Annotated in this window: 26 protein-coding genes; 12 read left to right on the top strand and 14 right to left on the bottom strand. The window is 69.8% G+C overall.

The genetic code is table 11. The features are described 5' to 3' along the window. Nucleotides 1-4 precede the first annotated feature (4 nt). Complete coding sequence (locus tag RIB98_15355) at nt 5-1012, top strand: CHAD domain-containing protein (protein MEQ8842361.1); 1008 nt, start codon at nt 5-7, stop codon at nt 1010-1012. Here the strand turns inward: RIB98_15355 and RIB98_15350 are convergent. Both RIB98_15350 and RIB98_15345 read right to left on the bottom strand, forming a co-directional pair. Then, nucleotides 957-1691 carry a sulfotransferase gene (locus RIB98_15350; protein MEQ8842360.1) on the bottom strand — a complete coding sequence of 245 codons (735 nt, stop codon included), beginning with the start codon at nt 1689-1691 and terminating at the stop codon, nt 957-959. The genes RIB98_15355 and RIB98_15350 overlap by 56 nt on opposite strands. After that, on the bottom strand, nt 1688-3550 hold the full coding sequence (locus RIB98_15345) for a DUF2207 domain-containing protein (protein MEQ8842359.1): 1863 nt from the start codon (nt 3548-3550) through the stop codon (nt 1688-1690). Before RIB98_15345 ends, RIB98_15350 begins: the two co-directional genes overlap by 4 nt. Before the next feature lie 85 nt (nt 3551-3635). Here RIB98_15345 and RIB98_15340 point away from each other — a divergent pair, with 85 nt between their 5' ends. After that, nucleotides 3636-4472 carry a methyltransferase domain-containing protein gene (locus RIB98_15340; protein ID MEQ8842358.1) on the top strand — a complete coding sequence of 279 codons (837 nt, stop codon included), beginning with the start codon at nt 3636-3638 and terminating at the stop codon, nt 4470-4472. Nucleotides 4473-4487: 15 nt separating this feature from the next. Then, a complete protein-coding gene (locus RIB98_15335; GenBank protein MEQ8842357.1) occupies nt 4488-5204 on the top strand; it encodes a DUF429 domain-containing protein in 717 nt (238 codons plus the stop codon). Between the two features lie 14 nt (nt 5205-5218). Here RIB98_15335 and RIB98_15330 read toward each other — a convergent pair whose 3' ends face one another. The 8 genes from RIB98_15330 to RIB98_15295 all read right to left on the bottom strand — a co-directional run bounded on the left by RIB98_15330 (nt 5219) and on the right by RIB98_15295 (nt 9814). After that, nucleotides 5219-5440: a hypothetical protein gene (locus RIB98_15330; protein ID MEQ8842356.1), complete on the bottom strand. Its 222-nt coding sequence runs from the start codon at nt 5438-5440 to the stop codon at nt 5219-5221. Nucleotides 5441-5520: 80 nt separating this feature from the next. Further along, complete coding sequence (locus tag RIB98_15325) at nt 5521-6714, bottom strand: CoA transferase (GenBank protein ID MEQ8842355.1); 1194 nt, start codon at nt 6712-6714, stop codon at nt 5521-5523. 7 nt (nt 6715-6721) lie between these two features. Next, entirely contained in the window at nt 6722-7240 is a 519-nt protein-coding gene (locus RIB98_15320; protein MEQ8842354.1) for a hypothetical protein, read from the bottom strand. 68 nt (nt 7241-7308) lie between these two features. Continuing rightward, nucleotides 7309-7482 (bottom strand): hypothetical protein, encoded by a 174-nt coding sequence (locus tag RIB98_15315; GenBank protein MEQ8842353.1) that lies wholly within the window; start codon nt 7480-7482, stop codon nt 7309-7311. A gap of 167 nt (nt 7483-7649) precedes the next feature. Beyond that, nucleotides 7650-8150: a universal stress protein gene (locus RIB98_15310; GenBank protein ID MEQ8842352.1), complete on the bottom strand. Its 501-nt coding sequence runs from the start codon at nt 8148-8150 to the stop codon at nt 7650-7652. A gap of 112 nt (nt 8151-8262) precedes the next feature. Continuing rightward, on the bottom strand, nt 8263-8814 hold the full coding sequence (locus RIB98_15305) for a VOC family protein (protein MEQ8842351.1): 552 nt from the start codon (nt 8812-8814) through the stop codon (nt 8263-8265). A gap of 44 nt (nt 8815-8858) precedes the next feature. After that, complete coding sequence (locus RIB98_15300; GenBank protein MEQ8842350.1) at nt 8859-9176, bottom strand: hypothetical protein; 318 nt, start codon at nt 9174-9176, stop codon at nt 8859-8861. Further along, nucleotides 9173-9814 carry a hypothetical protein gene (locus RIB98_15295; protein ID MEQ8842349.1) on the bottom strand — a complete coding sequence of 214 codons (642 nt, stop codon included), beginning with the start codon at nt 9812-9814 and terminating at the stop codon, nt 9173-9175. The genes RIB98_15300 and RIB98_15295 overlap by 4 nt, the downstream gene beginning before the upstream one ends. A 204-nt stretch (nt 9815-10018) precedes the next feature. On the opposite strand from RIB98_15295, the gene RIB98_15290 reads away from it, so the two are divergent. The 9 genes from RIB98_15290 to RIB98_15250 are packed head-to-tail and all read left to right on the top strand — an operon-like array spanning nt 10019 to nt 18759. Beyond that, a complete protein-coding gene (locus tag RIB98_15290) occupies nt 10019-11566 on the top strand; it encodes an AMP-binding protein (protein MEQ8842348.1) in 1548 nt (515 codons plus the stop codon). Beyond that, complete coding sequence (locus tag RIB98_15285) at nt 11563-12096, top strand: VOC family protein (GenBank protein MEQ8842347.1); 534 nt, start codon at nt 11563-11565, stop codon at nt 12094-12096. The genes RIB98_15290 and RIB98_15285 overlap by 4 nt, the downstream gene beginning before the upstream one ends. After that, nucleotides 12089-13036, top strand: coding sequence for a cyclase family protein (locus RIB98_15280; GenBank protein ID MEQ8842346.1), 948 nt, complete (start codon nt 12089-12091; stop codon nt 13034-13036). The genes RIB98_15285 and RIB98_15280 overlap by 8 nt, the downstream gene beginning before the upstream one ends. Before the next feature lies 1 nt (nt 13037). Beyond that, nucleotides 13038-14237 (top strand): LLM class flavin-dependent oxidoreductase, encoded by a 1200-nt coding sequence (locus tag RIB98_15275; protein ID MEQ8842345.1) that lies wholly within the window; start codon nt 13038-13040, stop codon nt 14235-14237. After that, nucleotides 14234-15022 (top strand): SDR family oxidoreductase, encoded by a 789-nt coding sequence (locus tag RIB98_15270; GenBank protein MEQ8842344.1) that lies wholly within the window; start codon nt 14234-14236, stop codon nt 15020-15022. Before RIB98_15275 ends, RIB98_15270 begins: the two co-directional genes overlap by 4 nt. Next, nucleotides 15019-15978, top strand: coding sequence for an LLM class flavin-dependent oxidoreductase (locus RIB98_15265; protein MEQ8842343.1), 960 nt, complete (start codon nt 15019-15021; stop codon nt 15976-15978). Before RIB98_15270 ends, RIB98_15265 begins: the two co-directional genes overlap by 4 nt. A 52-nt stretch (nt 15979-16030) precedes the next feature. Then, entirely contained in the window at nt 16031-16450 is a 420-nt protein-coding gene (locus RIB98_15260; GenBank protein MEQ8842342.1) for a nuclear transport factor 2 family protein, read from the top strand. Continuing rightward, the gene (locus RIB98_15255; GenBank protein MEQ8842341.1) at nt 16447-17613 is read left to right on the top strand and encodes a serine hydrolase domain-containing protein; all 1167 of its coding nucleotides are present in this window, start codon (nt 16447-16449) and stop codon (nt 17611-17613) included. The genes RIB98_15260 and RIB98_15255 overlap by 4 nt, the downstream gene beginning before the upstream one ends. 60 nt (nt 17614-17673) lie before the next feature. Beyond that, on the top strand, nt 17674-18759 hold the full coding sequence (locus RIB98_15250) for a hypothetical protein (protein ID MEQ8842340.1): 1086 nt from the start codon (nt 17674-17676) through the stop codon (nt 18757-18759). Nucleotides 18760-18769: 10 nt separating this feature from the next. Here RIB98_15250 and RIB98_15245 read toward each other — a convergent pair whose 3' ends face one another. The 4 genes from RIB98_15245 to RIB98_15230 form a co-directional block, all read right to left on the bottom strand. Beyond that, complete coding sequence (locus RIB98_15245) at nt 18770-20152, bottom strand: S-layer homology domain-containing protein (GenBank protein MEQ8842339.1); 1383 nt, start codon at nt 20150-20152, stop codon at nt 18770-18772. 105 nt (nt 20153-20257) lie between these two features. Further along, nucleotides 20258-21046 carry an SDR family NAD(P)-dependent oxidoreductase gene (locus tag RIB98_15240; protein ID MEQ8842338.1) on the bottom strand — a complete coding sequence of 263 codons (789 nt, stop codon included), beginning with the start codon at nt 21044-21046 and terminating at the stop codon, nt 20258-20260. Nucleotides 21047-21071: 25 nt separating this feature from the next. Continuing rightward, nucleotides 21072-21611, bottom strand: coding sequence for a cupin domain-containing protein (locus RIB98_15235; protein ID MEQ8842337.1), 540 nt, complete (start codon nt 21609-21611; stop codon nt 21072-21074). Between the two features lie 72 nt (nt 21612-21683). Next, on the bottom strand, nt 21684-21974 hold the full coding sequence (locus RIB98_15230) for a hypothetical protein (protein MEQ8842336.1): 291 nt from the start codon (nt 21972-21974) through the stop codon (nt 21684-21686). Between the last annotated feature and the right edge of the window lie 62 nt (nt 21975-22036).

Genomic DNA, 22036 nt, shown 5'->3' with positions numbered 1-22036 from the left:
TTCGATGAGTCTCGTGCTCGACCTCGGCCGCCGGGTCGCCGGGCTCATGGCTCGGCGCCGCTACCTGCCCGACCTGGTGGCCGAACCCCACGTCATCTGCTCGGGCGAGTCGGTGGCGGCGGCCCTCCACCGGATCACCACCCATCAGTTCACCATCGCCATCAACACGTTGGCCGACCCGCACGCGGAGATCGGGGAGGCGGCGACCTCCGCGTCGGCGGCGCTCGGCCGCATCGAGGCCCTGCTGCGGCTCGTGCGGCCGTCGATCGGCCACGACACCTGCGATGCCGAACTCGAGGTACTCGCCGACACGCGCACGTTTCTCGCCGGGCTCACCGACGGGGCCGCCGAGATCCACGCGCTCGACGAGCTGCGGGCCCGCTACGACCGGGCTTTGCGTCCCGAAGCGCTGTCGGAGCTGCGCGATCAGCTGCTGCACCGCTACCAGCTGCGTCGCATCCAGCAGCTCGCGGCCGTGCAGCCGGGGGGCGAACGCGACCACTGGCTCCAGCAGCTGCGGCGGGCGCGGGCCCGGTTCGCGGCCTGGCCGATCGACGCGTCGGTGCAGGGCAAGGCGCCGGTCTCGGACGCGTTCGACTCGTTCGCCACCGGGCTCGAGCGGGCCTACCGCAAGGGCGCAAAGCAGGCCTCGGCCGACACACCGAAGATCGCCAAGTGGCGTCGACGCGTGGCCGACCTGTCCCACCAGATCGAGCTGCTGAGCGGCGCGTGGCCCGAGGTGATGGCCGCCACCGTTGCGTCGGCCACGGACCTGGCCGACGTGCTGGCCGAGTACGAGCAGTTCGCGGCGCTGCGCCATGCGGTCGCCTCCGACGTCGTGGTCGACGAGGCCACCACTGCGGTGGTCGATTCCCTGTGCGTCCACGAGTGCGCCGAGCTGATGTCGATCGCCACCACGCTCGCCGGCCGGCTCTACGCCGAGTCGTCCGACGCGTTCACCGAGCGCGTCGGCAGCTACTGGTCGACACGGCCCGCCGGCCGAGCCGGCTGACGCCGGCTACGAGCGCGGCCCCGACGAACGGGGCGGCACGGGTGGCGGTGCGGATCACCCGGAACCGCCGCAGCATCGACTCGCGATCGTTGACGTTGGGGAAGTCGTGAGCGGGAACGGGCAGGTCGAGGAACGCGCACAGGGGCTCCCAGCCGTCACGCACGTCGAACACGAGCAGGCGTTCGGGTGAAACGGTGGCGATCACCTCGGCCGTCCATTCCCGGTAGCGACGCAGCGCGAACTCGCGGTCGGTGAACCGGCCGTCGAACACGCCGTCCCACACCAGCATCTCGACCATCTCGAAGAATCGACGGGCCGCGGGCACGGATCGGAGCACCCAGGCCGGCGCCAGGGTGCGGGCCTGGTAGATCGTCTCGAACGTGGACTCGTACCAACGGTCGGGGTCGCGCACGGTGTGCACGACCTTGGCGTCGGGGAAGGCCTCCATCAGGTCGCGATAGACGACGCTGGCCGGGAAGTCGACGGCCGACTCGAACCCGGCGAACAGGCGCGACCAATCGACTGGCTCGCCACGACCGGCTGCGTGCCACACACCGACGTGGCCGCGGTGTCGGGGCACTTCCTCCATGTGGTAGCAGGGCCCGACGCCGAGATCCTCGAGGGCGTGCTTCATCGAGAGCGTGCCCGTGCGCCCGAAACCGGAGCCGATGACCTTCACTCTTCGGCCTGATCTGCCTCGGCCCGCGCCGTATCGGCCCCCGCCGTCTCGAGGTTGCGGAGCGAGGCGGCGACGCTGTTCATGAGCCCGCCGAGCACACCGGCACCGGCAGAGTCACGGGCGCCGCCGACCGGCGCCCGCATCTGCAGTTCTCGGAGCTGCGCCTGGGCATCGGCCAGCGATTCGCGCATCGAGCGGCCGTCCTCGTCGCGTCGATCGAGCAGCGGCTCGCCGTTCTCGTCGACCATGGTCTCGAGCTGTCCGAAGCGTTCACCGATCTGCGCCGCGAAGGCACCCGCCGCCGCGGTGGCCCGCCCGGCGACATCCTCCACGAGCTCGTGGACCACGGTGGCCTCACCGCTGACCGGCGGCGCCGAGAGCTGTTCGATCGACGCCACATAGCCGAGGCGGGGCGACACCCTCGCTCTGACGGTTGCGCCCTGCTGTACGGCACGGAAGATCCGGGCACGGCACTGGTAGGCGACGATGCGGTCGTCGGATCCGTCGTCGATGGCGAGCATGTAGCGGCGCTTGCGTTGGCGGTCTCGCGACATCCCGCCGGAGTCCCGACCCGACCAGATCGCCCACTGGACCACCTTGGGAAGGCGATGCCCGGTCCGGTGCTCACGGCGCCGCACCAGCACACCCTCCACTTCTCGGCGGGGGAACAGGTCGGACAGGCCGAGGACCACCTTGCTCGCCGTCCACACCATCACCACTGCCGCGATCGCGGCCGCCACGGTGCCGACCAGCGGCAGCCAGTCCTGCATCCCCTGCGGCAGCTCGGCGACATCGAAGTCCTCACGGGCCAACGAGAGCCCGACCCACGCCACCACAACGAGCAGCGCCGTCTGGATGGCGCCGCCGATGGCGACCCACCACGGTGCCTCACCCCAGCCAGGACGCAGCGAGACGTAGCGGATCTTCACTCGTCGCCAGTGCCCGGTGGCCAGGCTCCAGGCGTGTCGGTCGTGTTCGGTCTCGAACGGAAGCTGTCGTTGCACCACCGGAGCGAGGCCCATGGCCGTGGCGTAGGCGAGCCGTCGTTCCCAGATGACAACCGACGCGGCACCGGCCTCGTCGAACGAGCCGGTCTCGGCCAGATATTCGCGCACGCCCAGCCAGCGGGACGCCGCGGCCATGCCCGCCTCGGTCTCGGCCTGCGCATCCGAGGACGTGATCCGTTTCGCGATCGCCGACAGCGCGATGGCCGCCGCGAACCCGAACATGGTGAGCACAGAGCCGGGCTCGCCCCAACCACCGGTGGTCTCCACCCGGTCGGCGGTGGCCGTCGTGAGGTAGAGCAGCACGAATGCCGCCCCGATCGGCAGCCACAGGATCGCCAGGTGGACGAAATCCCAGCGGCGCCGACACAGCCCCAGGTCGCGACCGTGGCGATTGACCTCGCGGACGAAACCCTTCCACCACCGCCTCGAGACACCCTCGGGACCGATCGTGAGCGCGGCCGCCGGCGCGATGCCGTCGACTGCGTGCTTCTCGATGTGTCGCATCAGCCGCTGCTCGTAGGGGGTCAGTTCACCGCGGCCCTCCCGGCTCCGAAGGCGAATGATCACGTTGCCGCCGGCCACCTCTTCGATGTGGAACCAGCGCCGTGCGGCGAGATCGACCACGGTGGCCGGCACGGCATCGTCCTCCACCTCGAAACCGCCCGTCAGCAGGTCGACGATGGCGGGCGGCTCGGTGCCCTCGTCGGTGCTGGTCGGCCCGGGCTCGGGCCGGGGTGGTCGGGTGGCCGCCCAGAGGCCGGTGAGCACCACCGCGGCCGCGCCGACCGCCACCAGGGCCATCGTGAGCACGAGGGGATTCGGATCGATCGACTGGGCTGCCGCCAACAACATCCCACCGCGCTACTGCGCGGGTCGCGTCGGGTCAAGACGCGGCGCTGGAGTCGCCGCCCGGCGTCGTGTCGGGAAGACTGACCGAATGAGCGACGAGTCCGACGTGATCGACCATTATGGCGGAACCGACCTGCTGCAGGCGATCGCCGCCGGACTGGCCGAACTCGGCTTGGATCCCGGCACGGCCACCGTCGACCTTCTCGCGCCGGTCGACGAGTTCCACGTGGGAGGCCGTCCGGCTGCGACCGAGCTGTGCGCCCGGATCGAGATCGACGCCTCCCATCGGGTGCTCGACGTCGGCTGCGGAATCGGCGGCACCGCTCGATTCATCGCCTCCACGTTCGGTGCCGATGTCACCGGCATCGATCTCACGCCCGCCTACACGGCAGTGGGCGAGGAACTGAACCGCTGGACGGGCCTCGAGGAGCGAGTGCACCTCACCAACGGCAGCGCGCTCGACATGCCGTTTCCCGACGGCCACTTCGACCGCGCCGTGCAGCTGCACGTGGGTATGAACATCGAGGACAAGGCGAGCCTGTTCAGTGAAATCGCCCGCGTGCTCGCGCCCGGCGGGCGATTCGGGCTCTACGACATCATGGCGACCGATGACGTGGGTCCCGAGTTCCCGGTGCCGTGGGCCGGTGACTCGTCCACCAGCTTTCTCGCCGCGCCGGCCGACTACCGCGAGCACTTGGCCGACGCCGGATTCGTGATCACCGCCGAACGCGACCGGGCCGGGTTCGCGGTGGAGTTCTTCACCCAGATCGCGGCGCGCCGAGCCCAGGCCGGTGGTCCGGCGCCGTTGGGCCTTCACCTGATCATGGGATCCGAGGCGCCGACGAAGATCGCGAACATGGTCGCCGCAGTGGGCGGCGGCCACATCGCGCCGGTCGAGATGATCTGCGAGAAGTCGGCGAACTGAGAGGTTGGGAGATTCATGCGTCTGATCGGCGTCGACCTGGGCGCCCAGCCGGCCCGCACGAGCGTCTGCGAGATGGCGTGGGACGAGCGGCCGGCGGTCGTCGCCATCGACTCGGCCGCCGATGACGACCTGATCGTCGAATGGTGCCAGGGAGCGGACGCCGTCGGCATCGACTCGCCGTTCGGGTGGCCGTTGGGCTTCGTCGACCTGGTCCGGCGGCAGGCGACCACCGAGTCCACGCTGACCGGTACGACGTCGGAGGAGCTTCGGATGCGCCGCACCGACGTGTTCGCATGGAGGGAAACCGGCAAACAACCGCTCTCGGTCTCCACCGACAAGCTCGCGATCGTCGCCTTTCGCTGCGTTCGGCTCCTCGAACGGCTGCGGGGACCGGCCTTCGATCGCAGCGGGACCGATGGGGTCTACGAGGTGTACCCGGGCGGCGCTCTGGCCAAGTGGGGCCTGCCGTCACGGGCTTACAAGCGGACGAAGGGCCTTCCCGTTCGCGAGAGGATCGTCGCCGAACTCGCACCGGTGATCGACTTCGGTCCGTTCGCCCCTCGAGTCCTCGACTGCGACGACGACCTCGACGCCGTACTCTGCGCGTACCTCGCCGGTCTCGCGACACAGGGCGCAACCAGGCCGCCACCGGCTGACGACGCGGCGTTCGCCGCCGTCGAGGGCTGGATCCACCTGCCCTCGGGGCCGCTGGGCGACGACATTCCCCGGTAGGCCGCCGGAGTCCCTCAGGTGAGCAGCCCGGCGAGCTGCCACCCGAGAACCACGGCGCCGAGGAGACGGCGCCAGGGGTTGACGCCCCGGAGGAGTTCGTCGGCACCCCAGAGGGCCCAGAGCACGATCGTGGCGGTGGACGCGAGGTCGGCGATGCGGGAACCGTCGTCGGCCAGCCGGCCGACGATCCAGGCGATGCCCACTGCGAACAGCGGCCAGTTCGGGAACTGGGCCACGGTGACCCGGCCCGTCTCGCGGCTCTCGAACCACCAACGCAGCCCGAGCGTGGGCGGTTTCGGGTCGGAGGGTGAAGGACTCAGACGATCACGCCGTCGGCTCGGAGGGTCTCGATGGCCGCCTCGTCGAAGCCGCCTTCGGACAGGATCTCGTCGGTGTGCTGGCCGAGCAGCGGGATGCGCCAGGTGGGGTCGTTGGGCGTCGTGCCGAAGCGGGCCGCGGGGCGGGGTTGACGCACCCGGCCCGCGGCAGGATCGTCGAACTCGATGAGCGAATCGTTGGCCACGACCTGTTCGTGGTGGGGCACGTCGGCGACTGGGGTGACCCGCCCACAGGGCACGTCGTTGTCCATGAGCGCCCTCGTCGCCTCGACCGCAGGAAGCGCGGCGAACGCCTCTTCCATCAGCGAACCGAGCAGCTGGAAGTTCTCGGGGTGCAGGGCCAGGTCGTTCCCGTTGAAGCGTTCGTCATCGCACCATTCCGGGTGCCCGACGGCGCGGAACAACCCCATGCGTTGGGGAATCGTGCCGGCGAAGTACACGATCTGCCCGTCGGCGCACTCGGTCAGCGAGTAGAGGTCCGCGATGGTCATCCCACCGACGACGTCGTCATCGAGGAACGTCTCGCTCATCATCCCGTCGAGCCAGAAGAAGTTGAGCGAAGCGTCGACCATCGACAGATCGATGTGTTGGCCCTCGCCCGATCGCTCCCGGTGGAACAGCGCAGCGGTGATGGCCTGGGCGACGAAGCAGGCGGTCGACTTGTCGACGATGACGTTGCGCACGAGGTCGGGGAACGGGATCTTCGGGTTGACCTGGAACGCGACGTGGCCGGTGATGGCCTGGATGACGGGGTCCAGCACCGGGCTGTCGCACATCGGCCCCTCGAGGCCGTAGCCGTTGATGGACGTCGTGATCAGCCGCGGGTTGTCGGCCCGCAGTTCGGCCGGGTCGAGGCCCATGCGTTCGACGACACCGGGCCGGAAGTTCTGCACGAAGACGTCGGCGTCGTTCGTGAGGGTGCGGATGACCTCGACACCGGCGTCGGTGGTGAGGTCGAGGCTGATCGACCGTTTGCCCCGATTGGTCGTGGCCACGACGGCGGCGACGCCGCCCTTCGCGAACGACGGAAACGCCCGCAGCGCGTCGCCCAGGCCCAGGGGTTCGACCTTGATGACGTCAGCCCCCTGGTCGGCGAGTTGCGCCGTGGCGTAGGGACCCGACGCCATCTGGCTCAGGTCGATGATCCGGATGCCGTCGAGTGGGCCCGCCATCGGCCGCTCAGATCGCCTTGTTGATGGCGCGGACCAGTTCGGCCTTGGTCATCGACGATCGGCCGCTGATCTTCAGCCGGGTGGCCTCGGCCGACAGTTCGGCCTTGGTCCACTTGGCGCTCGCTCGACGCCCCTGCCCGGCCGCCGTCTTCTTCGCCGGTGCCTTCTCGCCCGCGGGCTTGGTTGCCGTGGCGACCTTGGCCGGGGTGGCCTTGGACGGCTTCTTCGGCGCCGGGCGACCGGTCAGACGGCCGGCTCGCTCGGTCAGTGAGTCCACGGCTTCACGGGTCGCGTCGAGCGCCTGCTCCGAGGCCGACGCCAGATGCTTGCGCATGGCCAGGTTCATGTCGCGCAGCCGGGCGATGACCTGGGCCACCTCGTCGGGCGACTGCTTCTGGAGATCGTCGAGGGCCTTCCCGGCCCGTTTCTCGGCGTCGGTCAGCTGTTTCTCGATCTCGGCGACGAGTTTTCGATACGACTCCTCGACCTCGTGGAACTGCGCTTCCAGACTGTCCTTGACTGTCATCTCGGGCTCCCGTCGATGCGGTGATCGTGCTCGGCAGACGCGACGTTAGAGGACTTCGGGCCCGCCGTTCAGGGGTCGACCGGATAGTCGATGAACACGATGCTGATGAGGTGGCCCGCGGAAGCCCGATTGCGCACGTTGAGCGTCTGCGGATCGTCGCTGTCGCCGCGGGGCAGGTTGGTCGCGGTGAGCGTCCCGTCGGGCGGCGACGAGAGAAGGCGCACCAGATGGCTGCTGCGCACATACGGCTGGTTGCACCCTCCCGTCCGGTGTTCTCCGGGAAGTTCACGGCCCGCCCCGAGATGGTGACCGGATCGTTCTGGGGCACGATGTCGACCACCGCCGGCGGCTCGCCCACGAGGACTGTCCTTCATGGAGTCCCCCGAGGAATGGCGAGCAAGCGCCGCGATCAGCGTCCCGCGAGCTCGGGGATGACGAGCACGGGACAGGGCGCGTGGCGCACCACATGGTCGGTCACCGACTGCTGCAATACGCGGGAGATGAGGCCTCGGTCGTGCGCGCCGACCACGAGGATGTCGGCGTCGACGAGCGCGGCGTGATCGCACAGAACCGGGCCCGGATCGCCACGAAGCACATGGGCCTCGACCGGCACCGACCCGAGGGCGCGAGCCGTGCGGGCCACCAGGGCATCGGCCTCGACCAGGTTCTCCGTGTCGATCTCACGGGCTTCGTCCTCGTCGATGACCGGGCCGGCGAAGCCCGTGACGACCTCGAGGGGGTCGATGCGATTCGGGATCACGCTCACGAGCTCCCAGTGCGTCGCGAGGGGGAGAACCCGTTGCGCCTCCCGGATCGCGGCGAGCGAGACATCTGACCCGTCGGTCGCCACCATCACGTGGAGATCGGCGTCGTCGTTGCGATCGTGGGTCTCGGGCGAGGGGGCAACCATCGTGTGCGTCCTTCCGTTCCGGCAACTGCGCGGCTGACCGGAGTCTTCCCCGAATCCGGCCTGCTCAACCGTCGAAGGACACGAAGGCGCGGGGCCGCAGCGCCCGGACCCGTCAGACAAGGGTGGTCGTCGGCAATTCCTCGACGTCGCCCGCCGCAAGTTCGGCGACTGCGGGCACCGGGTCGGGATCGCTGAAGACGCGGGTGTCGGTCGGGTCCATCGGCCGCCCGGTGGCGTCGATCACCCAGTACGACGCTTCGAGCGCGATGCCGTTGGGGTCGGTGAAATAGACCGACTTGATCTGCTCGTGGTCGACGATCTCGGTCACTTCGGAACCGGCGGCCGTGAGCCGGGCGCGGAGTTGGTTCAGCGCGTCCTCGTCGGGCACGTTGAACGACAGATGGTCGAGCTGCGTCGGATACGGGGCGGGTGAGCCGGCACCTTTGCGGAACGTCTCGGTGTCGGGCACCTCGAAGAATGCGATGGTGTTGCCGGGGGCCATCTCGAAGAAGTAGTGACGCATCGGTCCGGCCATCAGCGTCATCACCAGCGGCATGCCCAGCACGCCTGCGAAGAAACGGGTGGTTTCGTCCATGTCGGGCGTGACCAGCGCGAGATGGTTGATGCCCCGCCACGACGGGGCCGGTGGGAGATCGGTGGGCATGGATTCCAGTATGGCGGACCCGGCCGGGCGTGGTGCCGGCCGTGTCATCGACCGGCCGCTCGAACCGGTGGGTCGTTTCGCCAGGTTGCCTCGAGATCGGCGAGCGCGAGCAGGTCGGCGCCCGTCGCGCCCGCCCGACCACCGATCGCCGGTGGCAACTCGCCGAACGCCACGGCGCCGAGCTCGGCCGACCTCACCGTCTCGACCGGCAACCCGATCGACTCGGCGAAGTCGTGCAGCGACAGACAGGCATGGCCCCGCGCCGCCACCGACACCGCCGCCGCGACCGGATTCATCGTGCCGCCGGCTCTGAATCGCCCGGCCATTCGCTCGATGACGACGGTCGGGTCGATCGGCCTCATGCGGCGAACCAACCGTGGTCACGGAGCTCGATGAACTCGGCGTCGGTCTCGATCAGCGTCCACACCTTCTTGCCGTGGCGGCGGCAGAGCTGGCGCACATTGTCGGGTTTGAGGCCGAACCGTTCGCCGACCGTGTGGGCCGGTGACGGGTCGCCCATGCCCTGCTGGATGCGGTACTCCCAGTACACGGCCTGGTCGCGAGCGGACCCGACCGAACGGATCGCCCGGTCGAGCACGCCCACCCGGGGGTGACGGCTGATCAGCAACGCCAGATCGTCGACGGCGGAGTCGAACACCACGTCGCCGTGGGGTGCCACTTCGCCGTCGCGATCCTGGTCGGCGCCCAGCTCGACCACACGATGGCCGATCGCCCGTGCCACCTCGGCCCGTATGGCCTTGAACGCCCAGTTCCACGGCGCTGCGCCGCCCGGCTGCCAACCGGCCGAGCGTCGGAAGACGACATCGCACGCGTCGAGGGTGAGCCCGTCGAGCTCGTCGGCGTTGCGGGCGATGTCGTGGCGGCCCATCTCCTCGAGGATCGATCGCACCACCCAGCGCACCTTGGATCCGAAGGTCTCGACGAAGGCGAACAGGAATGCGGCATCGCCAGCGGCCATGCCGGCCATGATCCGGTTCATGGGGTCATCCGATTCGTTCGAGTCGCTCGCGTCCATTTCATCTCCTCTGTCGGGGAAGTCCGTGACATCCATCACGATGTCGACGAGGACCATCATGGCGAGGGGGTGTGACACTGACGGAGGCCCCGGGGCGTCGCGGCGCTGGCGGACCTGCCCTGCCGGGGGTACGGTCCGGTTCGAACCGGGGACCGGGGGGGCGATTCGGTGCTGCTTCACGACGTCTTCGAGTTCCACGCCCGGTCCCGGCCGGACCTCCTGTTCGCCGTCGACGGCGATTGCACAGAGACCTATGGCGGGGCACTCGAGACAACCCGACGGGTGGCCGGCGCGCTCGCGCGTTCGGGTGTGGGCCCGGGCGACCGGTTCGGCTTCGTGGGGTCAAACTCGCTCGAACACGTGGTCGTCTACTACGCGGCGTCGATGGTGGGGGCGGTGCCCGTTCCGCTCAACCCCCGGCTCGCCCCGGCCGAGATCGCCCTCGCGCTGGCCGACAGTGGCGCGCGGGGGCTGGTGGCGGACGCCGAGGCGGCGGCCGCGGTCCACGAGACCGTCGATCTCCCCCTGCGGGTGGCGGTGAGCGCACCTCCCGAGGGGTGGCTGGCGTGGGACCAGTGGATCGACGGCGATCCACTTCCCGCCGATCACCCGCGTACGAGCGCCGACGCCACGCTCTACCAGATGTACACCAGCGGCACGACCGGCTCGCCCAAGGGCGTGATCCTGTCGCACCGCGCCGTACTGGCCAACTGTGCGCAGGTCACTGCGGGGGTCGCCAGGGGTGTCGACGTGGGCGACCGATGGCTCATCGTGGCCCCGCTGTTCCATGCCGCCGCTGTGATCACCGCCTTCAACTGTGTGATCGGTGGCGGCTGCCTGGTGGTCCACCGTGCCTTCGATCCCGCCGGCGTGGTGCAGGCCCTGCAGCGTGAGCGCATCGCCCTGACCACACTCGTGCCGGTGATGATCCAGGCGTGCCTCGCCGTCCCCGGCGTCGACAGTCACGACTACCCCGACCTGCAATCGATCGCCTACGGCGGATCGGCCATCGCCGAGCCCGTGCTACGCCAGGCCATCGAGGTGTTCAGCTGCGACTTCTATCAGGGGTTCGGGCAGACCGAGTCCTCAGCCGGGCTCACATACCTCACCGACGCCGACCACCGCCGTGCCCTCGACGGCCGGCCCGAACTGTTGGCGTCGTGTGGGCGTCCGCTCCCCGGCACCGAGATACGCATCGTCGACGACACGGGTGCCCCGGTGCCGGTCGGAACGGTGGGCGAGATCGTGGCCCGCGGACCCCAGCTGATGGATGGCTACTGGAACCGACCCGACGAGACCGCGCGCACGCTGGCCGGCGGCTGGCTCCATACGGGCGATCTCGGGTTCGTCGACGACGACGACCATCTCACCGTGTGCGACCGCCGGACCGACATGATCGTGAGCGGCGGGGAGAACGTCGCCTCCCGCGAGGTCGAATCGGTGCTCCTCGCCCACCCCGCAGTGGCCGACGTTGCCGTCATCGCCGTGCCCGACGAACGCTGGGGTGAGGCAGTCCACGCCGTCGTCGTTCCTGCGCCCGGGTACGTCGTCGAACTCGAGGCGCTGGTGGCGCACTGCGCCGAGTTCCTCGCCCGGTTCAAGGCACCTCGCAGCGTCGAGACAACGGACGCGATCCCCCGCAACGCGGGCGGCAAGATCCTGAAGGCCGCCCTGCGAGAACCGCACTGGGCCGGCCGCGAACGGAGAGTGGGATGACGAATGATCAGACGGACGAGCGCGACTGGGAGGTCCAGTCGCTCTTCCACTTCACGGTGGAGGTCACCGACTTCGAGCGTTCGCTCGAGTTCTACACGACGCTCGGGTTCCGGGTCCTGCGCGACAACCGCGACGTGATCTGGCCCCGCATGGTGGCCCGCAACTTCGGGATGCCGGTGGCTCAGGGCCGCGGCGCCCTCCTCGGGATCGGCGACGGTCCCGACCACACCCGACTCGACCTGATCCAGTGGCTCGAACCAGAGCCGTCGCCTCCGCCCGCCGGACCGCGTGAGGACCGCGTCCCCCGCATCATCGCGCTGCGGGTTCGCAACGTGGCCGCTGCCTACGAGGACCTGTCGGAGCGGGGCATCGAGTTCGTGTCGCAGCCCCAGTCGGCGGAGCTGGCCGGGATCGTCAACGTGTGCTCATGCCGCGATCCCGACGGCTACATCGTCGAGCTCATCGAATACGTCGACGGTCTGCTCGGCAGCCGGATCGATCACCTGGAAGAGCGGGCCACCGATGACTGACGCGCCGATCGAACGGATCACTTGCGAGCGAGGCGACGAGCTCTTCGCCCTGGCCCGCCGGTGGGGCCGCTTCGGCGATGCCGACGAACGCGGCGCGCTCAACCTGCTCACGCCCGAACGCGCCCTGCGGGCCAGCGCCCTGGTGATCGACGGCAGCGTGGTGTCGTGCGGGCGCGACCTGGCGGTGCGGCCCGCCGTCGACAATCCGACCCCCGCCATGCACCACATGGTCGTCGGCGGCGACGTGTGCGGGGCGTTCGGACCCGACGCCCTCCAGGCGTCGCTCGACTTCGTCGGCGTCGCGTTCCACGGGATGGCGGTGTCGCACATCGACGCCCTGTGCCACGTGTTCGTCGACGGGCAGATGTACAACGGGCATCCTGCCTCGTCCGTCACCACCCTCGGCGCCCGCCACGGCGCCATCGATGCCGGCTTCGGCGGTTTGGTCGGCCGGGGCGTGCTGATCGACCTGGCCCGGCACCGAGAGGTCGACTGGCTCGAGCCGGGCGACACGGCGGGCCCCGACGAGCTCGATGCCGCGCTGGAGGAACAGGGCGTGGCCACCGAACCCGGCGACATCCTCCTCGTCCACACCGGGCGCGACCGGCGACGGGCCGCCCTCGGACCGTGGGAACCGAATCATGACGGCCTGGCCGGGCTCCATCCCGAGTGCGTGCCGTGGCTCATCGAGGCCGACCCGGCCGTGCTCGGCGCCGACGGCGTGAGCGATCCGTTGCCCGCCAACGCCCACCGGTGGTCGATGCCCCTGCACCAGTGCCTGCTGGTCGGCATGGGCGTGCACCTGCTCGACAACCTCCGCCTCGACGATCTGGCCGACGCCTGTGCGGCGGCCGGGCGGTACGAGTTCCAGTTCGTCGTGTCACCGCTGCGCATCGCCGGCGGCACCGGCTCGCCGATCAACCCGATCGCGGTGCTCTGAGATGATCGTCGACCTGTTCAACGAGCTCCAGCGACCGGGGCCGACCGACACCGCTACCCAGAGCCGCGTGTTCGCCGACGCACTGGAGCAGGCCGAGTTGGCCGACCGGCTCGGCTACGGCTGCTGGTGGTCCGTTGAGCACCACTGCACCCCGGAGTTCTCGCACTCCGGCGCTCCCGAGCTGATGAACGTGGCCATCGCCATGCGGACCTCCCGACTGCGCGTGGGCCAGGCCGGTGTGCTCACCCCCTTCCGCATCAACCATCCTCTCCGAGCGGCCGAGCGGGTTGCGGTGCTCGACCATCTCTCCGGCGGCCGAGCCGAGGTGGGGCTGGCCCGCTCGGGTGGCGCCGAGTGGGCCACGTTCGGGATCGACGGCGACCACACCCTGGCCGAGCTCGAGGAAGCGGCTCGGCTGATGGTCACCGCCTGGACCGAACCCGAGTTCACCTGGTCGTCGGAACGGCTCGACATCCCGCCCCGCACGCTCGTGCCCCAACCGGTGCAGCGTCCCCATCCACGGCTGTGGCAGACCGTCTCGTCGCCGGGCAGCTTCCGGCTGGCCGGGCAGCTGGGGCTGGGGGTGCTGAGCACCACGCTCCTGTCGCCCGTGTCGGTGCTGGAGGAGATGCTCGCGGAGTACGACGCGGGCCGGGCCGAGGCCACCGACATCGTGGGCGTCGAGCCCAACGACCAACGGGCCGTGTTCACGTTCGTGCACTGCACCGAGACGCTCGACGAGGCCATCGAGAGCCGGGCCGCCGAGGCCGCCATGTGGTACGTCAACGCCGCGCCGAAGGTGTTCTCGGTGCCCCGCAAGATCTGGACCAACATGATCCGAGGAAACGTGAACGCGGGCGACGAGGGTCGGGGGCGAGCGGCGCTCGACGACCCGACGAAGATCATGGTCGACCTCGACCCCGACGATCCCAACCCGATCATCCGGCTCATGAACCGCCAGGTGCTCGGCCACCCGATCGACCCGCTCGAGGCCTACGAGGCGCTCGCCGACCAGGACTCGGTCATCATCGGCGACGTCGCCACCTGCCGGCGCAAGATCGAGAAGTACCGAGACGTCGGCTTCGACCGGCTCATGTGCCTCATGCAGTTCGGCCATCTCGACCACGACCGGGTCATGGCCAGCATCCGCCGCGTCGGTGAAGAGCTGATCCCGGTCTTCGACACAGGAGAATCCCGATGACCGACATGTCCGACCGGCTGGCAGGGCAGGTGGTGATCGTCTCGGGTTCCGCCGGCGGCCAGGGCGCGGCCGAGGTCCGCCTCCTCGCCGCCCAGGGGGCCAAGGTGCTCGTCGCCGACGTCGACGACGCAGCCGGGCAGGCCGTGGCCGACGACATCGGAGAGTCGGCCCGCTACCACCATCTCGACGTGCGGTCCGAGGCCGACTGGCGGGCCGCACTGGCCGAGGCCGAGTCCACCTTCGGCGCCGTCACCGGTCTGGTCAACAACGCCGGGGTCAGCGGCCAGCCCAAGCCGATCGTGAAGACGTCGGTCGACGCCTACCGCAACCTGATCGAGATCAACCAGATCGGGGCCTTCACGGGCGTCCACGTGGTGGCACCGGCGATCGTGGCCGCCGGCGGCGGCAGCATCGTCAACGTCTCGTCGGTGAACGGGTTCGTGGGGGCATGGGGGATCGCCGGCTACGTGTCGTCGAAGTTCGCCCTGCGGGGGCTCACCAAGGTGGCGGCACTGGAGCTCGCCCGCAAGGGCGTGCGCGTCAATTCGGTCCATCCCGGGCCGATCGACACCCCGATGCTGGCCGGGGGCATGCCGCCCGGCACCGACCCGATCGCCGCCTTGGGCGGGGTCGTGCCCCTCGGTCGGGTCGGTGAGCCCGACGAGGTTGCCCACCTGGTCGCCTTCCTTCTCTCGGCCGAGGCGTCGTACTGCACCGGCGGCGAGTTCGTGGTCGATGGTGGGTACCTGGCCGGTCCCATCGGATCCCCCAACGTCGCGCCATGAAGCTCTCACTGGTGTTCCCCGAGACCCGCAGCCTCGATGCCGTGCGCGATCTCGCCGTCACGACCGAGGCGCAGGGCTTCCACGGGATGTGGCTGGGCTCTGCGTTCGGATTCGACCCGATCATGGCGCTGGCCCTGGCCGGCTCTGCCACCAGCCGGCTCTCGCTCGGCGTCGCCGTGATCCCCAGCTGGCCTCGCCATCCGGTGGTCGCAGCCCAGCAGGCGGCAACGGCCAACGCCGCCTGCGCCGGGCGGTTCCGGCTCGGCGTCGGCCCCAGCCACGGACCGGTCATGCAGATGTACGGCATCGAGATGGACCGGCCGGTGTCGCACAGCCGCGAGTATCTCGACGTCGTCCGCACGCTTCTGCACACCGGTGCGGTCGACCACGAGGGCGAGCGCTTCCGGGTGCAGGGGTTCCTCGACATAGAGGGGGCCGGGATCGGGTCGCCGACCACCGCACCACCGGTGCTGCTCGCCGTGTTGCGCACCCAGATGGCCCGTGTGGCGGGGGGACACGCAGACGGCGCGCTGTGCTGGCTCACACCGGCGCCCTACCTGGCCGAGGTGGTGGCACCGGCGATACGTCAGGGCGCAGACGACACCGGCCGCGACGCGCCACCCCCGCTCGTGGCCGAGCTGCCGTGCGCGCTCGCCACCGACCGTGAAGCGGTGCACGCAATGGCGGCCGCCGACCTGGGCATCTATCCGCAGATGCCCTATTACCGGAACATGTTCGAGGCCGCCGGCGTCGAGCTCGACGGTCGCCGCTGGAGCGACGACATGATCGACGCGGCCGTGGTGTGGGGCGACGCCGACCGCATCGGCGAGAAGGTTGCGGCGTTGTTCGCGGCCGGGGCCGACGAGGTGGTGCTGTCGCCGTTCGGCGTGGGTGCCGCCGCCGACGCGTCGCAGGCCGAGTGCATCGCCGTGCTGAGCGAGTTGGCCCGCACATGACCGTCCGACGATCACCGACCTGCACGGGATCACCGACCAGGAGCGAATCACGATGACCGACACCGCAGACGACCCGCGCCGCGAGGCAAACCGGGCGACCTTCATGGCGATCATGGAGGCCATCACCCGGGGCGACTACGGCGAGCTGGAGTCGCTGGTGGCCGAGGACCTGGTCTTCGAGTTGCCCTACGGGCCGTCGTTCATGCCCAACCCGGTGGAGGGACGCGACGCGTGGATGGCAATGTCCACGCAGACGTTCGCCATGTTCTCGTCGTTCGTCCAGCACGTCGACGAGGTGTACGACCTCGTCGATCCGGACATGCTGATCGCCGAGTACCACAGCGACGCCGTCGTGACGCACAACGGCAACGCGTATCGCAATCGCTACCTCGGGGTGCTCCGGTTCCGCAACGGACTGGTGTGCGGTTGGAAGGAGTTCCACAACCCCGAGGCCACCAAGGCGCTGACGTGAGCGCCGGGGGTGCCGCTGCGCCGATCGACGGGACCGTCGACCCGGCGTTCGCCGCCGTACGCGATGCCTTCGCGGCCAACTTCGACGCGGGGCTCGAACTCGGCTCGTCCCTGGCGATCAGTGTGGGCGGCCGCAATGTCGTGGACCTCTGGGGCGGTCATCTCGACGCGGAGCGCACGCGGCCGTGGCAGCGCGACTCGCTGGTGTGCGTGTTCTCCTGCACGAAGGGCGTCGTGGCGGTCGCGACGATGTGGGCGGTCGACCGGGGCCTCATCGACCTCGACCGCCCGGTCGCCGACTACTGGCCCGAGTTCGCCGCCGAAGGCAAGGCCGACCTGCCGGTGCGATGGCTGCTCACCCATGAGGCCGGCCTGTCCGCCATCGGGACGCGGATGCCGTTCGGCTCTCTCAGCGACTGGGATGCCATGACCACGGCCCTGGCCGTGCAGGCGCCCTGGTGGCAGCCGGGATCCGGGCACGGCTACCACGGCGTGACCTTCGGTCATCTGATCGGCGAAGTGCTGCGCCGAGCTACGGGGCGCACCGTGGGGCAGATCGTTCGCGACGAGCTCGGCGGACCGCTCGACGTGGATCTGCTGATGCCACTTCCCCCCGAGGACGACGCCCGCACGTCGGATCTGATCGTGGAGATGTCGCCGGACGGCACGTTCTTCGACCGTTGGGATGCGAAAACGTCCCTGGGACCCAGGTCGTTCGGCAATCCGCCCGACAGCAACGACCCCAACCACTGCATGACCCCCATGTTCCGCCGGGCGGAGGTCCCGGCCGCCAACATGCACGCCAACGCCCGGGCCCTCGACCGCCTCTACGCGGTGCTGGCCGTCGGCGGTTCGGTGCCCGGGCTGACGGTGGCATCGCCCGAGCTCGTCGAGGAGTTCGGTCGATGCCACGTGCGCGGCGACGATCTGGTGATGGAGCTGCCGACGGCGTTCGGTCTCGGCTTCGAGCACACGATTCCGGAGTGGCCGTTCGGGCCCGGCGAACGGACTTACGGCCACAACGGTTCGGGCGGATCGCTCGGGATCGTCGACCCCGAAACCGGGGTGTCGCTGGGCTACGCCATGAACCGCCTGTGGTGGGGAGCGACGAGGTCGGACCCCCGCTGGGACGGCATCTTCGAGGCGCTCTACGCCGCGCTCTGACGGACGGGCCGCCGCCGGTAGGCGACCTCCGACCCGCCGTGCAACACTGCGGCTCGGCCGGTGCCGGTGCCGCTGCCGTCGCTGAGCCGGGGGGACGACATGACCTATCGAGTGATCCAGTGGGCCACGGGCACCGTGGGCGTCCACGCCGTCCCCGCGATCCACCGCCACCCCGACCTGGAGCTGGCCGGTCTGTGGGTGCACTCCGACGCCAAGGCCGGTCGCGACGCCGGCGAGATCTGCGGCATCGACCCGATCGGGGTCACCGCCACGCAGGACGCCGACGCCCTGCTGGCTCTCGACGCCGACTGCATCAGCTACATGGCCCATTCCGACGTGCGGCCGGCCGAGGTGGTCGACGACCTCTGCCGGATGCTGGCCGGCGGCAAGAACGTCGTGAACACCTCGTTCGTCGCCCTGCTCAACCCCCGCCAGGCCGGTTTCCACGACCAGCTCCAGGCGGCCTGCGAGGAGGGTGGCACGTCGTTCTACACGTCGGGCATCGACCCCGGGTACGGCAACGTCGGCCTGGCGGTGCACACGATGTCGCTGTGCAAGGAGGTGGAGCGGGTCCGCATGATGGAGATCATCAACTACGCCACCTGGGACAACGCTCCGACCCTGTTCGACATCATGGGGTTCGGCAAGGAGGAGCCCCACCAGTCCCTGCTGCTCTCCCCCGGATCCACGACCATGGCCTGGGGCCCGGTGGTCGCCACCGTGGCCGACGCCCTCGGCGTCGAACTCGATGACATCACCGAGACTCACGAGGTCATCCGGGCCGAGGAGGACATCGAGATCGCCGGCGGCACGATCCGCGCCGGCACCATCTCGGGGATGCGGTTCGAGATCCGCGGGATGATCGGCGGCGAACCCCGCATCGTCGTCGAGCACGTCACGAGGATGCGCGACGAGGATGCCCCGGACTGGCCTCAGGGCGACGGCTACCGCATCCTGATCGACGGCGAGCCCGACCTGAAGGTCGAACTCCACATGTCATCCCGGCAGGGCGACCACAATCACGCCGGCTGCCTCGCCACGGCCATGCACGTGATCAACGCGATCCCCCACGTGGTCGACGCCGCACCCGGTGTGCTCACCCAACTCGACCTGCCCGTCTACTCGGCCCGCCACCTGATGCTCTGACCGCAGACGGTCAACTCGTCTGCGCCCGGTACAGCCGCCCGAGGAACGCGGCCATCTGTTCGCGGGTCACGTTCTGCGACGGTCCGTAGGTCGTGGGGCTCGTGCCGGTGGTGATCCCGAGGAGATAGATGCACTCGACGTCGGCCGCCGCGAACGACGATGCCGGGACATCCGTGAAGCCGGTCGACCCGGACTCGCAGTCGTTGCCGAGCGCTCGCCACATCCTCGCCAGGAACGCCGCCATCTGCTCGCGGGTCACGTTGCCTCCCGGGTCGTATTGCGTCGCGGAGACGCCGGTCGTGATGCCCAGCTGGAAGATGCATGCCGCCGCGTCGTAGGCGTAGGAACTCGTCGCGATGTCACCGAACGGATTGGCGCCGTCGGGGCAGTCGTTGCCCAGCGCTTCCCACATCCGGGCCAGGAACGCCGCCATCTGCTCACGCGTCACCTCGCCGGCCGGGCCGTACTCGGTGGGGCTCACGCCGGTCGTGATGCCGAGTTCATAGAGAAGGGCGATGTCGTCGTAGGCGAAGGAGGATGTCGCCACGTCGGTGAAGGGCATCGTGGGATCCGGGTCGGGGTCGGGGTCGGGATCCGGGTCAGGATCCGGGCCGACCTCGGCGAACGGGCTGAGCGTGCCGTTGACCCCAACGTACGTCTCGACCTGCTCGGGCTCGAGAACAGACCCGGTCGGGCCGGGTCGAGCGACCGTCAGCACGCCGCTGATGACCGCCCAACTGGCACCCATGAGGTTGTCGGGTGTGCGCTCCATCGACATCTCGCACTCGCCCGTCAGCGCCGCCAGCTCCGGCCATGTCTGACCACTGCCGGAGGGGCCACCCTCGAAGTACTGCGAGAAGTTGGAGACCGAGGCGCAGCCGTTGGGCGGGAGCCCGTGGGCGTATCGCCAGTCGCCCGACACCGACATCGCATTGCCCCACCCACCGAAGGTCTCCTGATAGGGACGCGGGCACGGCTCGAGGAGTCCGGTGGCGTCGTCGAGGTACTCACAGCGGGGAGCGCCGAAGAGCGCGTTCGCGAGGTTGACGACCTGGATCGTCGTGTAGCACGTCGGCGGCGAGTACGAGGCGGTTCCCCGGTCGTAGGTCGCACACGGGGGTATCGAGGGGTCGATGCTCACCGCCACCGCACCCGAGCCGTCGAAGGATCCGCTCGACGACATCGTGAAGTACTCGCTCTCCATCGGGCAGGCACCGGTCGGCGGGTCCTGGAGTCGCTCACAGATCGGCAACATCCGGATCGGCGCAGGCGTTCCCGGCGCGGCTGTTGCCTCCAGCCCATCGCCGGTTTCGCCGGGTTGGTCGACCGGGTCCGCCGCGGCAGCCGGTCCGGCGAGCATCGCGGCCAGAACTGCGAGGACAGAGAGGACCAAGCCCACGGGGTGGGTTCTGAATCGTCGTGAGGACACCTGTAGCTACTCCTTGCGGTCGACTTCGCGGCGCACTGTGTCCGATGTCCACCAACAAAACAGCAACGATCAGAGCCGATAGCCGCCGTCGACGCCGAAGGTCTGTCCCGTGATCGAATTCCCGGCCGGAGAGGCGAGGAGCACCGCGATCGCGACGAGTTCCTCTGGCTCCAGGATCCGCTGCTGCGCGTTCTGCGACTCGGCGTAGCGACGGGCCTCCGCTGCGGTTCGCCCCGTCCTCGCTCCCATCGCCTCGAAGTCGATCAGGCTGGTGTTGGTCCACCCCGGGCAGAGGCAGTTGGCGGTGATGCCGTGCACGCCGCCGTCCTGCGCGAGCTGGCGGGTGAAGCCCACGAGCCCGTGCTTGGCGGTCGTGTAGGGCCAGGACGCGGCCGCGTGCCGACTCGCCCCGGACCCGATCGAGATGACGCGCCCATACCCCTGCTCGCGCATGACAGGCAGCGCCGGACGCGTAGCCCAGAAGGCCGACAGCAGGTTCAGCGCGATGGTCTCCTCGATCGCGTCGAGATCGCCCTCGAAGGGATCCACCGGACCCTTCGCCGTGCCCCCGACGTTGTTCACGAGCACATCGATGCGACCGAACTCGGCCATGGCGGCCGCCACCGGCAACCCGGCGCTCTCGCGGCGACCGGCGTCGGCGACCACCGCGGCGGCCCGGCCGCCGAGCCCCTCGACCTCGACCACGACCTCGTCGAGGTCCGCGTGGCTACGGGAGCTGACGACCACCGCGGCGCCCGCTTCGGCCAGGCCGAGGGCCAGCGCCCTTCCGATGCCGCGGCCGCCGCCGGTGACCACCGCCACCCGACCGGCGAGCGGCCCTTCCTGGTCAGTCACCATCGGTGCAGCGCCTCGCGGGATCGGGTCAGCCCGCGCTGTCGTGGTGGGCCCCGACGAGCACGACCACGAGCACACAGGTCTCGTCGAACGGGTTGCGCCACGCGTGACGGGTGCCGTTCTGCACCACGGTGTCGCCGGGCCCCAGCTCACGGGTCGCCCCGTCGTCGAGCTCGAGCACGACCCGACCCGAGACGACGAACTCGTAGTCGACCGTCGCCGTCGTGTGCATGCCGGGATTGTCGGGTTCCATGTGCGCCATCAACCCCGGCAGGTTCGCCTCGACCTCGCCGAACGCAGCGCCGAGATCGAGGTCCTCGAGCATCGCGGTCGAGTCGGGCGGCACGGTGAACAGACCGAACCGGTATCCGCCGATCGGTGGGAAGTACTGGACGGCCGACGGCGCCGAACCGTCGTCGGGGAAGCGGCTGGTTTCGTCGTTGCCCCAGAGCCGGAAGAACTCCATGCCGGGAACGAGATCGGTGGTGAGGGCTTCGACCACTTCGTCGCTCGCGAACACCGCCTTGCCGTCGTCGTCGTGACCGGTCACGACCCGTCGTATGCCCATGGTTGCCCCCTCCTCGACGCGCGTCACGCTAGCCAGCGCCCGCTGCTCGCGCCGGGCGAGGACTCGCCGCCTCTACGCGGCGCCCCCGGGGCACAGGGTTTCCGAGGCCAGGGCTTCCGCGATGACCGTGCGCAGCGCCCGAAGTTCGTCGTGCCACCACACGCCCGGCGTCATCGTCGCCCCGGGGAGGTCCCCAAGCCGCCGGTCGATGGCGACGGCCAACGTCGGGTGCCCGTCGACCAGGTTGCGAAGGTCCAGCAGCCGGTCGACGGCCATTGCCTTGGGCACGACCGTGGAGATCCGCTCGGCGGTCAGTTCGTCGATGAGTCGGATCGCGGGATGAGGTGTGGTCGTCGAGTCCATCACCCCTCCTACGGACCGGAGGACCCGAAAGGATGCGCTCGGAACCGGATATCCGCGCCGGC

The organism is Acidimicrobiales bacterium (genome assembly GCA_040219515.1).
GTDB lineage: Bacteria > Actinomycetota > Acidimicrobiia > Acidimicrobiales > Aldehydirespiratoraceae > JAJRXC01.
This window is presented reverse-complemented; position numbering and strand designations above follow the sequence as displayed.